At 44.1% G+C, this 14154-nt stretch carries 12 protein-coding genes and 1 pseudogene; 9 read left to right on the top strand and 4 right to left on the bottom strand.

The features are described from left to right. Positions 1 to 263: 263 nt before the first annotated feature. The 5 genes and pseudogenes from OCV52_RS19495 (at position 264) to OCV52_RS19475 (ending at position 5085) form a co-directional block, all read left to right on the top strand. On the top strand, positions 264 to 1466 hold the full coding sequence (locus OCV52_RS19495; protein ID WP_137408819.1) for an MFS transporter: 1203 nt from the start codon (positions 264 to 266) through the stop codon (positions 1464 to 1466). Next, positions 1441 to 2427 carry an HTH-type transcriptional regulator YidZ gene (gene yidZ, locus OCV52_RS19490; protein WP_137408818.1) on the top strand — a complete coding sequence of 329 codons (987 nt, stop codon included), beginning with the start codon at positions 1441 to 1443 and terminating at the stop codon, positions 2425 to 2427. Before OCV52_RS19495 ends, yidZ begins: the two co-directional genes overlap by 26 nt. A 64-nt stretch (positions 2428 to 2491) precedes the next feature. After that, a pseudogene (locus OCV52_RS19485) lies at positions 2492 to 3711 on the top strand (MerR family transcriptional regulator). Then, entirely contained in the window at positions 3712 to 4281 is a 570-nt protein-coding gene (locus OCV52_RS19480) for a GNAT family N-acetyltransferase (RefSeq protein WP_137408817.1), read from the top strand. It begins immediately after the preceding pseudogene. 255 nt (positions 4282 to 4536) lie between these two features. Beyond that, the gene (locus OCV52_RS19475; RefSeq protein WP_137408816.1) at positions 4537 to 5085 is read left to right on the top strand and encodes a carboxymuconolactone decarboxylase family protein; all 549 of its coding nucleotides are present in this window, start codon (positions 4537 to 4539) and stop codon (positions 5083 to 5085) included. Positions 5086 to 5182: 97 nt separating this feature from the next. Here OCV52_RS19475 and OCV52_RS19470 read toward each other — a convergent pair whose 3' ends face one another. After that, a complete protein-coding gene (locus OCV52_RS19470; protein WP_102425237.1) occupies positions 5183 to 6610 on the bottom strand; it encodes an aminotransferase-like domain-containing protein in 1428 nt (475 codons plus the stop codon). Positions 6611 to 6733: 123 nt separating this feature from the next. Here OCV52_RS19470 and OCV52_RS19465 point away from each other — a divergent pair, with 123 nt between their 5' ends. Continuing rightward, the gene (locus OCV52_RS19465; protein WP_102425236.1) at positions 6734 to 7633 is read left to right on the top strand and encodes a DMT family transporter; all 900 of its coding nucleotides are present in this window, start codon (positions 6734 to 6736) and stop codon (positions 7631 to 7633) included. A gap of 62 nt (positions 7634 to 7695) precedes the next feature. Here OCV52_RS19465 and OCV52_RS19460 read toward each other — a convergent pair whose 3' ends face one another. After that, positions 7696 to 8121 (bottom strand): DUF3010 family protein, encoded by a 426-nt coding sequence (locus tag OCV52_RS19460; RefSeq protein WP_137408815.1) that lies wholly within the window; start codon positions 8119 to 8121, stop codon positions 7696 to 7698. A gap of 247 nt (positions 8122 to 8368) precedes the next feature. Between OCV52_RS19460 and OCV52_RS19455 the strand changes: the two genes are divergently transcribed. Continuing rightward, complete coding sequence (locus OCV52_RS19455) at positions 8369 to 9238, top strand: LysR family transcriptional regulator (RefSeq protein WP_137408814.1); 870 nt, start codon at positions 8369 to 8371, stop codon at positions 9236 to 9238. A gap of 95 nt (positions 9239 to 9333) precedes the next feature. Here OCV52_RS19455 and OCV52_RS19450 read toward each other — a convergent pair whose 3' ends face one another. After that, positions 9334 to 10995, bottom strand: coding sequence for a methyl-accepting chemotaxis protein (locus OCV52_RS19450; protein WP_137408813.1), 1662 nt, complete (start codon positions 10993 to 10995; stop codon positions 9334 to 9336). A gap of 288 nt (positions 10996 to 11283) precedes the next feature. Here OCV52_RS19450 and OCV52_RS19445 point away from each other — a divergent pair, with 288 nt between their 5' ends. Beyond that, the gene (locus tag OCV52_RS19445) at positions 11284 to 11799 is read left to right on the top strand and encodes an RNA methyltransferase (protein WP_137408812.1); all 516 of its coding nucleotides are present in this window, start codon (positions 11284 to 11286) and stop codon (positions 11797 to 11799) included. A 220-nt stretch (positions 11800 to 12019) separates the two neighbouring features. Here the strand turns inward: OCV52_RS19445 and OCV52_RS19440 are convergent, their stop codons facing one another. Next, positions 12020 to 13171, bottom strand: coding sequence for an MFS transporter (locus tag OCV52_RS19440; protein ID WP_137408811.1), 1152 nt, complete (start codon positions 13169 to 13171; stop codon positions 12020 to 12022). Between the two features lie 162 nt (positions 13172 to 13333). Between OCV52_RS19440 and OCV52_RS19435 the strand changes: the two genes are divergently transcribed. Then, positions 13334 to 14125, top strand: coding sequence for an AraC family transcriptional regulator (locus tag OCV52_RS19435; RefSeq protein ID WP_137408810.1), 792 nt, complete (start codon positions 13334 to 13336; stop codon positions 14123 to 14125). Positions 14126 to 14154: the final 29 nt, after the last annotated feature.

The raw sequence follows: 14154 nt of genomic DNA, 5'->3' as shown, positions 1-14154 counted from the left end.
ATTCATTCGGTGATTTTATTTATCGTTCTGATAACTTTTGTAAATTGATTACCGAGTAATAGGCAGCGGTTTATAGCTAAAAAATCGGTGTTTTAAGTTCAGCTGAATTGAGTCAAAACCTTGCTTATTGCCTGAATTCTTGTCTGGCGCCTTTTCTACATACTGAGGGTTTGTCGTAAATGGAAAGATCCGTTGTCGTAGATGCCACTCGGTAGTTTGACGTTTCGCTCTTATTATCCTCGCACCAATTATGTGGGGGTGTTATGTATCGTTTTCTGTATTGTAGTTTCGCGCTTGTTCTTTTGTATCCAACGGCGATTGATTTGTATTTGGTTGGCTTGCCTCAAATCGCCGCTGACCTAAATGCCTCAGAGGCGCAGCTCCATATTGCGTTTTCTATCTACTTGGCTGGAATGGCAACCACCATGTTGTTCGCCGGTAAATTTGCCGACAAAGTAGGAAGAAGGCCTGTCGCGATTTTCGGTGCGATTGTGTTTGCTACTTCTTCAATGCTAGGTGGAGTGGTGACCAGCGCAGAACCGTTTCTAGCGGTACGCTTTTTCCAAGGTGTTGGTGCGGGTTCATGTTATGTGGTGGCATTCGCCATTTTACGAGATGTACTAGATGACCAGAAGCGAGCGAAGGTGCTCTCGATGATGAATGGCATTACCTGCATAGTGCCAGTGCTTGCACCGGTGATCGGTCATCTAATCATGACGGTATACCCTTGGCCCAGTTTGTTCACGACTATGGCAAGTATGGGCGTAGTGGTGTGTTTGCTGTCGGTTCTAGTTCTAAGAGAAACCAAGCCGAGTGGTAAAGGTTCGGAAGCAGCACGGACTTCTGTGTCTCAAATATCTTCCAACGAAACTTTTAAGGAGCCCTTGTTTATCGGCCGAGTGATCATGACCAGCTTAGGAGTAACGGCGATTCTGACTTACGTGAATGTTTCTCCGATGTTGATCATGGCAGAGCTTGGCTTCAACCGAGGTCAATATTCTTATACCATGGCTCTCACTGCATTAGTCAGTATGTTGGTTTCTTTCTCTGCACCATTTGCACTGAATGTATTTAGGCAGAAAAGCCTTATGCTGGCATCTCAAATATGTTTCGTGATTGCGGCTATCTTGCTGCTCGCATCGATTGATGGCGGCTTGGGACATTACGTAACGCTTATCGGTTTTGCCTTCGTGTGTGGTGGCTTCTCGTTAGGTTTTGGCGTCGCAATGAGCCAAGCATTGAGCTGTTATTCACAACGAGCAGGCGTGGCGAGCTCGATACTTGGTGTTTCTCAGGTGTGTACATCAGCACTGTTCATTTGGCTTATGGGCGTGATCGGGCTAAGTGCATTGAATATGTTGGTATTTATACTGGCTGCTGGTGGAGTTATCAGTATTGCTCTAATACTATGGGTAAGTCCTTCCCAAGTGAAAAGTGATTATGAAGAAGCCACTAGCCCGTCTTGATCTCAACCTGCTGTTCACTCTGCAATTGCTGCTGCAAGAGCAGAGTGTTTCGAAAGCTGCCAAAAAGCTTAACGTGACGCCTTCAACTGTGAGTAAATCACTGACTAAGCTTCGAGATTGGTTTGATGATCCTCTGTTTGTAAAAACACCAAGAGGGTTAACACCGACTCCACTCGCGTTAAGTATGGTCAAAGATCTTCAAGATTGGCTGCAGATTGGCAGTCAAATTCTCACGACTCGTGGTGATGACGCGCCCAAAGATGTGCGATTGAATCTAGAGGCGGAATCACCGCTGTCACTGATCATGCTTAACGAGCTGACGCAAAGCGTGTATCAACGCTATCCCAACGCGAAGATAAAAATGCGCAACTGGGATTACGATTCAATAGATTCCATCGTGCGTGGTGAGTCTGATATCGGCTTTTCAGGGCGAGAAAGTCATCCGCGCTCAAAAGAGTCTCTAGACGCGCTGCCTTACTTTATCGATTTCGAGGTCCTGTTCCACGATATGCCAGTGGTGTATCTCAGAAAAGATCATCCGGCCTTACAGGAAGAGTGGAACCTTGAGGCTTTTCTCAAATACCCTCATATCAATATCGTGTGGGAAAAAAGCGAAACGTGGGCGCTGGATGAAGTGTTAACCGATCTACAACTAGACCGAAACATTGCTCTAACTCTTGCAGGCTTTGAGCAGTCTCTGTTTATGGCGGCTCAATCAAATCACTCTATGACGACGGTTGCGCCCAACTACTGTCGACGTTACGCAGAGCAACTTCACCCTAACCTAACCTGCTTACCTATTCCGTTAAACGAAGAACATGCCAATAAATTGCTAATTCCTTTCACTATGATTTGGCATAAACGCAATGCCTATAATCCGCTCGTTTTATGGCTAAAAGACACACTCAGATCGCTTTACCAGTTTGAAGGAAAACAGGTAAAAGACGTGAAAAGTGTCTAAAATTCTGTTGACCTGACTACAACTTCATAGTTTATCTTTGCTACCGAAATGAGAGGGGAAGTGCATGTATCGTATCTCTGAACTGGCCGAATTAGTTGGGCTGAGTCGTTCTACATTGTTGTATTACGGCAAGCTAGGTTTGATTGAAGCTCAGCGTCAGAGCAATGGCTATCGTCTTTATTCTGAAAAGGATCTACAACGTGTTCGCTTGTTACAGCAATTGCAAGCGGGTGGGTTGACGCTTAAAGAGTGCCAAGCCTGTTTAGATGCAAAAATCGAACGCAGTTTGTTGGAAAATAGACTCAAGCAGTTGGATGAAGAGTTACTGCAAAAGCAGCGTTCACGAGATCTATTAGCAGCAATGCTAGGCGAAAGCGGATTAGAAGAGTGGCATGAGTCGATGGATAAGCTTGCGCCAGATGCACACCTCGATTGGTTAATTAAGCAGGGCTTTGATGAGAAACAGGCTCTGCGATTGAAGTGGTTATCGAAAGACATGAATGAACATGAACAATATATGGCGGATTTCGGCGCCATCTTTGAAGGATTAGAACGTTTAGGTCCCGGAACAAATGAGGATACGCTTACTGCGCTTTCCCATGTTCCGGAAGCACCGAAGCGCGTCCTTGAAATTGGTTGTGGTAAAGGCATTGCAACCTCCGTATTAACGAACGCGATGAAAAAACATCAGGCTGAAGTGCAGGTCACTGCGGTAGATAATGATCAACCGTGTTTGGATATTCTAAATCAGCAGCACTAGAACTTGGTCTGGAAAGCAACATCAAAACGGTATGTGCAAGCATGATGGATTTACCGTTTGAAGCTAAGTCATTCGACTTAATCTGGTCAGAGGGTAGTGCTTACATCATGGGTGCCCAGAAGGCACTTAAGCAGTGGCGAAAGTTACTCGCCGATGATGGCATATTAGTCGTGAATGACTTGGTCTGGAACACCGAGAACCCTAGAGAATCGGCCGAAGTGTTCTGGCAGAAAGAGTACCCAGATATGACGACGGTTTCTGAGCGCATTAAACAGGCAAAAGCAGCGGGCTATCAAGTCCTGAATGACTTTGCGATGAGTGATGCCGGTTGGCTTGCCTACTATCAGCCCTTGCAAAAGCAAGTTGAAGCTCTGAAAGCGACGATGCCAAACTCAAAAGCGCTAGCAGATTGCGACAATGAAATTAAACAATTCTTCAATAACAGCAAACTTGTGGAAGGCTCTCAAGGCTCTGTGAAGCGTGATTTTGATTATCACTTTTTTGTGTTGAAGAAAGTACAGTAAGTGAAGAGTACTATGAAATTTAGACAACACGATTCAAGCGAGATCGAAACGATCACTCAACTTTTTACTCAAACCTTTACCGATTCAGAAGGCGAAAATGAAGGTAAAACAGTGGGTAAGCTTGCCAATGATCTTGCAACGACCACGGCTCCAGCAGAGCTACTTTGCTTTGTTGCGGAAGACGATTCTAGTGAGTCGGATACGGATAGTACGATCGTTGGTGCGATTATCTTTACTCCGCTTTCATTTGACGATGAAACCAAGGCGTATTTACTTTCACCAGTAGCGGTGAGCACACAGGTTCAAAAGCGTGGTATCGGCCAACAACTGATTAACTTCGGCTTAGAGACTCTAAAAGAGCAGGGTGTCGAGCTTGCGGTGACGTATGGTGATCCTAGTTATTATTCAAGGGTGGGCTTTGAGCAAATCACTGTTGAACAAATCCCTGCGCCATTTGAGTTGAGCTACTCTCACGGTTGGATCGCTCAATCGCTGACTGGCGGTGAAATCAAAGTGGCGAGCGAACAGTCTAGCTGTGTTGAAGCTTTGGCTCACGCTGAGTACTGGTAGTAATTCAAAAATAAAATCTTAAATGAATGAAAGCCTATCAGGTTCACTTGATGGGCTTTTTTTATTTTTAATCAAAAGGATAAGTTAACAATGACTCGATTTTTAATCGTCTATTCTTCCTTTTAATTTCTTATTAGATATTTATTTTGAACGACTGTTCTATTTTGGTTTATATTGTTTTCACACCAACGGAGAGCAGTCACTAAATCTCCGTAAATGACCAAATTTAGAATCAGAATTGATAGGAATAGAACGATGAGCAATTTCAAAATTCACTCAGTAGAATCAGCACCAAAACAAAGCCAACCTATTCTTGATGGCGCTAAAAAGCAGATGGGTCGAGTTCCAGGCTTGTTTGGTGTGTTAGCGGAATCACCGAATACACTCAAGGCTTATACTCCGCTTCATCAAGCGTTTAGCGATTCATCTTTCGATGCAGAAGAACTGACAGTGGTTTGGCAAACCATTAACGTTGAGCACGAATGTCACTACTGCGTCCCAGCTCATACTGGCATTGCACACTCAATGAAGGCTGACCCGGCAATTACTGAAGCACTGCGTAATCGCACGGCACTTCCAACAGAAAAGCTGCAAGCTCTACACGACTTCACGCTAAGTATGGTTCATAACCGTGGCAATGTGCCAGCAAACGAAATGGAAGCATTCTTCGCTGCGGGTTACGGCCAACAGCAAGTTTTAGAAGTGATTCTTGGCCTGTCACAGAAAGTGATCAGTAATTACGTAAACCACGTTGCTGAAACGCCAGTAGACAAAGTATTTGAGCAGTTCGCTTGGCAAGGTTAATCGCTTTTAATTAAGTCAGGAATGATAATGATGAAAGCCCCGCTCAGTTGAGCGGGGCTTTGTTATATTCAGGGTCTAGCCTGTTTTAGTGGAGCAGTTAACGTGTATGTTTGGCGATCAACTTCGCCAGCGTTGCGACTCCTTCTTTCCAGTCCTTGTTCTCTTCAATGTTCGCGACAGTAAAGCGCAGGCAATGTTTGTATTGGTCGTGGGTGCCAAACACAGTGCCGGGTAAGATACCTAACTTATGCTTCAAACAATCTTGGTAGACGGCATAGCTGTCGAGTGATTCGGGGAGCGTTATCCAGTTTATAAATGCTCCCTCAGGTTTGGAAAGATGGTAGCGTCCTACAAGATGAGGGTAGCTATCTAAGGCTTGAATCAAAAGGCTTTGAAATTGCTTTTGGTTGGTTTGATAGAGTCGCTTCATCTTAGATAAATGACTGCGATATTTGCCAGTGGTGAGAAACTGGCCGACCGCTGATTGCATCAGGTTGGAGCTACCCATGTTGTCACACAGTAGGTACTTTTCGATTAAAGGTTGATAGCGACCGGAAAGCAGCCAGCCAACACGCAAGCGAGAGTCCAAAGTCTTGGATAGAGAGTTCACGTAGATCACTCGTTCTTGGTCATCCAGTTCTTTCAAGCTCGCAATCGGAGCATCAAACGCCAAACTCCCGAACACATCATCTTCAATAATCGGCAAAGATCCGGTTATCTCTAATAATGCTTTTCGGTTGGCAAGTGGCATTCTAGATCCTGTCGGGTTGGTAAAGTTTGGTGTCAGCAGCAGCGTTTTCACTTCCCATTTATCTAAGGCATTTTGTAGTGCTTGAATATCGATTCCATGGCTCACACTGCTTGGTATTTCAAGTGCTTGTAAGCCTAGTGATTCCAATAGGAGTAAGTTACCAAAGTAGCATGGAGACTCAACTACAACGATATCGCCCGGTTTGGTTAACGCGCGAAGTGCTAAACTGATCGCTTGCTGCGCGCCGTGAGTGATCGCAATCTCTTTCGATCCTGCAGGTACGCCCAGATCGTGGGTGATCTTTAACAATTGTTTTACTAATTGTTCGTCGCCGGGCGGCAGTTGGTAATAGCCAGGAAGTTGAGTCTGCAAGCGGCTGTGGCGACCAATTTCAGCGTACAGACTACGAATGGCGGGGTTGTTAATGTTTGGGTGAGCAGAGCCTGCTTGTAACTTTAAACGCCCACTGGGGCGGGAGAGTACAGATTTAGTGACAGATAAAAGGTCAACTTTTTGCGGCTGGCTCGGTGCATCCCAACTTGTGGTGTTGGGGGCTTTAACGCGATAACCCGACTTGGGAACGGAATATACCCAGCCCGTCGCTTCCAACTCTTGATAGGCACGAATCACGGTGTTTTTGCTTACACCCAGTTGCTCGCTTAGTTGTCGGATTGAGGGTAAGCGATCGTCAGGGTGAAAGAGCCCTTTATCGATTTGAGCCTTAATATGTTGCTCGGTGGCGAGATATTTATTACCGCTGACTTCTACTTCCACACTGTTCTCCTTTCTACCGATTCTCAACCTGTAACCATTTAAAGTATTATATCTGTATCTTTATTAGTTATCTGTACCCAACTAAGGTAACAGCATTGATGAAGAGTTGACCAGAGGTTTGTAATGCTGATTAAAATGATTCCGTTTGTGTTTGTAATATTGTGGTCGTCAGGCTTTGTTGGCGCTCGTCTTGGTGTTGAATACGCTGAACCCGCGACGTTACTTTCACTTAGGATGGTAGCTAACGTGGCGCTGTTCTTGGTTTTGATTGCAATCCTTAAACGTCGTATCCCTCGTGGTCGAGCATTTTTTCATGCGTGTGTAGTTGGGATATTGATTCATGGTTTTTACCTCGGTGGTACCTATCTAGCGATTGATATGGGGATGCCTGCAGGTTTGAGCTCTTTATTGGTGGGTCTGCAACCTATTCTTACCGCGCTGATCATGGTTAGCTGCACCTCACAGCGTTTTAACTTTGCGCAATGGCTTGGTTTAGCGCTTGGCTTTGCGGGTATTAGCTTGGTGTTAATGGGTAATATTGAATGGCAATCGGATGACCAAAAAGGCTTGGCGACACTGTTATGCTTAGTGTCACTGGTAGGTATTACTTGCGGCACTTTATATCAAAAGCGTTTCTGTAAGGGGACAGACATGGTGGGCGGTGCAATGGTGCAATACTTGGCTTCTGCAGCGTTGTTCCTGCCTTTTGCGATGCGCTACGAAACCATGCAAGTGAACTGGACGGTAGAATTTACGTTAACGCTGATTTGGCTGGTAGTCGTTCTATCTTGTGTCGCAATATTGTTGTTACTTTACATGGTGGAGAATGGGGCGTCTTCAAGTGTCGCATCGGTGTTTTATCTCGTACCGCCGACAACCGCAATTCAAGCGTGGCTTATCTTCGGCGAGTCGTTCGACATCTATGGCGCAATGGGTTTTGCGTTGTCAGCCACTGCGGTTTATCTGGTGGTGAAGAAGCCCGAATTGATTAGGTTCCGAAGACAAGCAGCTTTAAACCGTTAAAAATAAAAAGAGCCTGAATATTCAGGCTCTTTCTCTATCAATAACTTTCTAGCGACTATCGATTAGCGCTTCATCAAGCATGCGTAAGCCGTTGTAAACGGTGCTTCTTGGTATTGTTTTAGGCCAGTCTCTTTGAACTTCATCATTAGAGGGTTACGCTTCAGGCTTTCTTTGATGTCTGTTGGAGAAACTACTTCAACGTTTAGGCCGTCGATCAATTGGATCGCTGCTTCTAGTTTGAAGCCGAAGCCACCGCCAGCAAATTTGCCTTTAGTTTGGCGTTGGCGAATCACTACTTTTTCTACTTGGTAATCTTCCATTAACTTTGCAAAAGAGAATTGAAAGTCTTTCATATTCTGTGTGTCGTTAGCGTCGCTGATAGAAACCTTAGAAACTCGGCAATCAGGAATGTTAAATACACCATCTGACAGAGAAAGAAGACAGATGACTGCATCGTTACCTTTGATTTCAACACCACAAATTTTCATGTTCTTACCTACTTATTTTAGAGCCCTATATTATGGTGTTATTTCTAACACTTCTCCACTATTTGAGAGAATTCGTCACAAATAATTCTAAATTAGTCGATATTTGAACCCAAAACAAAGCTGCTTGAAAAAGTCCGATAGCCAAAGGTAACTGATATTTATGGGTAAAGTCTTCTGATTAAGGTGACAGAGATCAGTAACTTCAATACACTGCATTGGTATCCGTAGTTCAGCACAAGGTAAAGGCATGGCCAATTGGGAAGGAGTTAGTGAGTTTGTTGCAGTTGCAGAGCGTGAAAGCTTTACTGGTGCAGCGCAGAAGCTTACTACATCGGTCGCTCAAATTAGTCGCAGAGTAGCAAACCTCGAGGAGCGTCTCGCGGTGAAACTGCTTAACCGAACGACTCGAAAGGTTTCATTAACTGAAGCCGGGCAGCTATATTATCAGCAATGTAAATTGTTAGTCGAGGGATTAGAAATTGCGGAGTTAGCAGTTACTCAAATGCAATCGACACCGAAAGGATTACTGAAGGTGACAGCTCCTGTGACTTATGGCGAGCGCCAGCTTGCACCATTACTCCATCAGTTTTTAAAGCTTCACCCTCAAGTTGAGTTAGAGCTAATGCTGACTAACCAAAAGCTTGACTTGATCGACTCTGGCGTAGATGTTGCGATTCGCCTGGGTCGATTAGAAGATTCAAGTCTTGTGGCGAAGAGGCTTTCGCAACGACAGCTCTACGTATGTGCAAGCCCTGACTATATCGAACGTTACGGTGAGCCTCACACAATCTCCGAATTGAGCAATCATCAATGTTTGGTTGGTGGTTTTGAGCATTGGCGCTTTAAAGAAAATGGTCGTCCTCGCTCGGTGCGTGTTAATGGGCGTATTAAGTGCAATAGTGGTTTGGCTTTGTTAGAAGCAGCAAAGCAAAGCATAGGTTTGGTACAGTTACCAGAATATTATGTGAGTGAAGATCTAGACTCTGGAGAGTTAGTTGAGGTGCTTTCTGATTATCGAGACGATAAAGAGGGTATTTGGGCGCTTTATCCTCAAAATCGTAATCTGTCTTCAAAGGTACGTCTACTGGTGGACTTCCTTTCTGAACAATTAGATTAGTTTTGAACAGTCTGTTCATAGACGTAAAAAAGAGCTGAAGAAACTAAACTCTGAAGCTCTTTTGTTAAGGTTATTTTTTTATTGAACGCTTCACATCAGACCGTGAAACGGTCGACCAAGTGGTAAAGTTCATTCGCGCGGTTATTGAGGTTTTGGCTACCAGCGCGGTTTTGGTTGGCTAGCGATGCCGATTGAGAGCTTTGGTCTGATATGACGACAATACGTTGAGATATCTCTTGGCCGACAATGTTTTGCTGTTCGGTTGCTGTCGCAATAAGCGAGTTCATATCCATGATGGTATCGATCGATTCTTGGATCTTCGCCAGTGCAGTTGCGGCAGCGTTCGCCTCTTCGACGGTTTGAGTACTTCTATTCTGACTTGAATCCATCGCTTTCACTGCGGCATCTGAAGCGGCTTTTAGCTGCTCAATCATTTCATGTATGTCACCTGTACTTTCCTGAGTTCGGCTCGCCAGCTTACGAACCTCATCGGCGACTACTGCAAACCCACGGCCTTGTTCACCTGCTCGAGCGGCTTCAATTGCAGCATTCAGTGCCAATAGATTGGTTTGCTCGGCAATGTCTTGAATGACAGCTAACGAAGAGGAGATGTTCTGAACATCGTCTTCTAAACGAGACACGACAGCGTTAGCTTCCGACACCTCACTGGCTAAAACAGCTACTGAATCAGCCGCCGCGTTTACGATTTGCTGGGCTTCTTTGGCATTGCCCTCTGCAAGCTTCGCTGAATCCGCGGCTTGGCTAGCGTTGCTTGATATCTCCTGAGCCGTTGTTGTCATCTCTGTCATAGCGGTAGCGACTTGTTCAGTTTCTTCCCGTTGCCCTGTCGCGAGTTCATCAACTTGAGCTGCGCGAGAAGACATGCTGGATGTTTCAGACACAACTTGTTGACCTACCTCGCTTACACTGCGAATAATGGTTTGCAGGTTAGTAACAAAAGCATTGAAGTTCTCGCTAAGCTTCGCGAATTCCGGTACTTTGAATGTTTCCATTCGAGCTGTTAAGTCGGCTTCACCAGTTGCGAAAGCCTTAATTGACAGATCGAACTGTTCTATGGGCTTCATAATAGTACGGTTTACAACAACGGCAAATAGAGTAACCAATAGAGCGATCAAACCACAAAAAAGTGTAATCGCGGTGAGTGAGCTTTGTAGTGCAACGTTTGAACTCTCTTTCATCTCGGCGATGACTGCATCAATGTCGTCTGTGTAAAAGCCAGTACCAAGCATCAAGTCCCATTGCGGAATAAATATTGAGTAGCTGAGTTTTGGTAGTGCTTCCGACTGGCCAAGTTTTGGAAAATAGTAGGTAGTGAATTTGCCAAGCTTTGAGTTCTTAATAAGATCACGAATCAGGTAATGGCCTTTTTTATCTTGCAAGTCATAATAACTTTTTCCAATACCATCGGTATTTTGCCCTGCGAATATTCTCACTCCTTTAGAGTCGTAACCAAAGATATAGCCCGACTCGCCATACTCTAGTGTTCTTAAGGTTGGCAAGGCATCTTCTAAAGTTGCACCTCGTTCTAAGAGCGGGCTGATAGAAGACTGGGCCATTTGTAGATAAGCTTTAAGTTCCTTTTCTTTCATGGCCATCATTTTACTGCGTGTGGATTCGACTTGTTGCGCGGTTAGCGCTGCACTCTTCATATATGTTACGCTCATCATTCCGATGGCCATCAGTAGCAGAGGAATGAAAGAGAGAATATAAAGACGTTTTTTGATGGTTAGGGTCATGTCTACTTCCTGTTTGATCGTCTTGTGCAATTTTAAAAACACAATATGAATGCAGTTGCTATTTGTAAATGAGCTTATTGATGAATTGTTACCCCAGAGCGATTTTGTTTTATAAATATGATGGCTGTTAGATGTTTGTTGTGACATTTGTTCCAATCAGGCTAGATGGTGAAAAAGTCCTTTTTGTTGGGGCCTTTTGTTTCGATGCTTTTGAATTCGACGTTGCTTTGTTAGAATGCGGCGCTTTGTAGCACCCTACTATTTCTATTCGCTAAGTGAGAAAGATTCATGAACAAAAGCCATGTGACTATTGGTTTAACTAACCCTAAGAGCCCGACAAACGTGGGTGCTGTCATGCGTGCGGCTGGTTGTTATCAGGTCGACGAAGTTAAATACACAGGGCAACGCTACGAAAAAGCCGCTAAATTTCACACTGATACCAAGAGTGCTACGCGTACTATTCCGTTGACGGGCGTTGAGTCGTTTTTAGATAACCTTGACCCTGAAACCAAAATCGTTTGTGTGGAACTTGCGGAAGGTGCTACGCCACTGCCACGTTTTAAACACCCAGAAAACGCGATTTACATTTTTGGCCCAGAAGACGGTTCTATTGCTCAAAACGTGGCCGATCGAGCTGATCACGTGGTTTACGTTCCAACGGTTGGGTGCATGAACTTGGCTGCAACCGTGAATGTGCTACTTTATGACCGCCTTGCTAAGTCAGATGAAATGGACGAGAGTAACGAGCTGATTAAGAAAAGCCGCGATAACCGCAACCACTTGGTTATCAAGGAGAAGTGCTAATCTGACGCTCGTTGTTAGATGTTTTTAAAATTCAATATCGCTAAAATCGAAGGTAAACAGATTTAAAATATATTTGACGATGGCAAATATAAAGAAGATGCTCGCAATAGATAACGCGGCATAAATTAACGTTGTCATTTTAGTTACCTTTATATTAGTTAATGTATTTCAGTAATAAAAAACCACCTAACAAGGTGGTTTTTTATTTTAAGAGTTAAGGCTATTGACGTTTCATCTGATGCAGAGAGTGCATGATAACCAATACAATGGCGGCAACAGCGCAAGCCAAAAGCGTCAATGCTAAGTCGGCGAACTCGGCTGCTCTATGTAAGCCAAAACCAATAATTAAGTAATAGAACAGGCCTAATAGAGCTCCAGCACTGCCTAGGTGGTCGTGATATTTAGTCAAGGCACCACTAAGCAAATTAGGTAACGCAAGCCCGAATGATAGCGATACAAATACCATCGGGATGAAGAACCAAACGGATTCCTGCATGATAAACACACCAATGCCTGCAACTAGTAATAGGCAAGACGCAAATGCTACAATTTTGTCATGACTTAAATGCATGCGAATTAGCTTCATATTAATGACAGAACCTAGTACTGAACCCATCGCAAGAATAAAACCGGTATTACCAAAAAAGTTCACACTTGCCCCTAATTGCTCAAACATAAACGGGGCAATACTGTAGTACGAGAATAGTGCTATATTGAATAGTCCAACCATTAACGTTACGTACCAGATGTGTGCATCAGTAAGCATTTTTATAGCAACAGAAATTAGGCTGTCTCTTTTTGTATTTGCTGGCTTTGTTTCTGGCAGTTTACCTAATGACCAAATCAGTAAGATAGCCACAAGTACCACCATCGCCATGAATACCCATTTATAGCCACCTATAGATGTCAACCAACTACCAGCCAACATCCCAACAACAGGGCTGATACCAATAGAGGTACCCACAATCGAGAAGACGTGGCTGAGTTCTTTACCTTGATAACCATCACGGATAATAGTCTGTGTGCAAACAGAACCAACAGCGGCACCAAAAGCACAGCAGCCAAAGCCCGTGAGCATTAAAGTGAATGTCGGCGCTAACATGGTAAACAGAGCTGCAATGATAAAGACGACTAACCCAAGTAAGGTAGAGACTCGTCTTCCTAATACATCACACATGCGCCCCCAGAATACGACTCCGAATGCAAAAGCAATGAAGAATATAGACATCGCTTGTGCCGCTTCACTACTGGTAACCCCAAAGTGGTTTTTTACAGAAGTCAGAGCTGGGCTATACATGGTTTCTACTATTTGCGGAAACATCAGCAACACAACCGCCAATGGGATAGAAATTTTTCCAATAATCTTGTTCATTTTTTGTTTTCAAATACCTCTAATTAATATCGTAATGATTTAGTTATTTCCTGAACCTCTTAATCAGAGGGATAACAGAACAGGTACTATTCTAGGCATGATGTGCTAATATCTTATAATGAGATTTGGACATAAAACATCGAAATAAGGACAACCTGTTCAATGGCATTGATTTCAGAACAAGATGACTTTTGTGCAGACGACCATAACGGGTTAGTCGTTGGTGTTGCTGCTGAGGTTTCTAATCACGCTTCCGGCATACATTTTCATGAAAAAGACCAGTTACTGTTTTCGAAGCACGGATGCATGACAATCACATTAGAAGATGTGAAGTATGTCTTGCCTCCAATGAGGGCGGCATGGATCCCGAAAGGCGTTCAACACGATGCTCAGATGACTAACATTACCCAATATCGCTCACTGTACTTTGATCAATCCTTGTCAGAGCGCTTGCCTAGAGGTGTGATGATTTTCGATATCACTGCGTTAATGAGAGTCTTGATAGAACGAATGGCATTTTGGGCATTTGACAAGCCGAATAATGAGCAAATTAATACGTTGAATTTGTTTATCGAAGAGTTAAACGACTCGCAAGAGGTGTACTTGTCGTTGCCGTTACCTCAAGACCACCGTCTCAAACCTTGGTTATCTGATATTGATAACAAAGATTTTATGGCACCGTCGTTGGCACAATTGAGTGAGGTTGTTGGAGCGAGCGAAAAGACGATCACTCGGATCTTTAATAAAGAAACCGGGATGCCATATCAAAGTTGGCGTCAGCAGTGGCGCTTGTTGGGGGCGATTGAATTACTGTCGAGTGGCATGCGCATATCGGATGTCGCCTATAGGTTGGAGTTCTCTAGTGACAGTGCATTTATTCATTTCTTTCGTCAGAAAACAGGGATGACACCAATGAATTACATGACCAAGACATCCAACGCGGAGGCTATGTAACCTTCGTTAATGTCAGCCTCTAATCGCAA

The sequence above is a fragment of the Vibrio chagasii genome (assembly GCF_024347355.1).
Lineage (GTDB): Bacteria > Pseudomonadota > Gammaproteobacteria > Enterobacterales > Vibrionaceae > Vibrio > Vibrio chagasii.
This window is presented reverse-complemented; position numbering and strand designations above follow the sequence as displayed.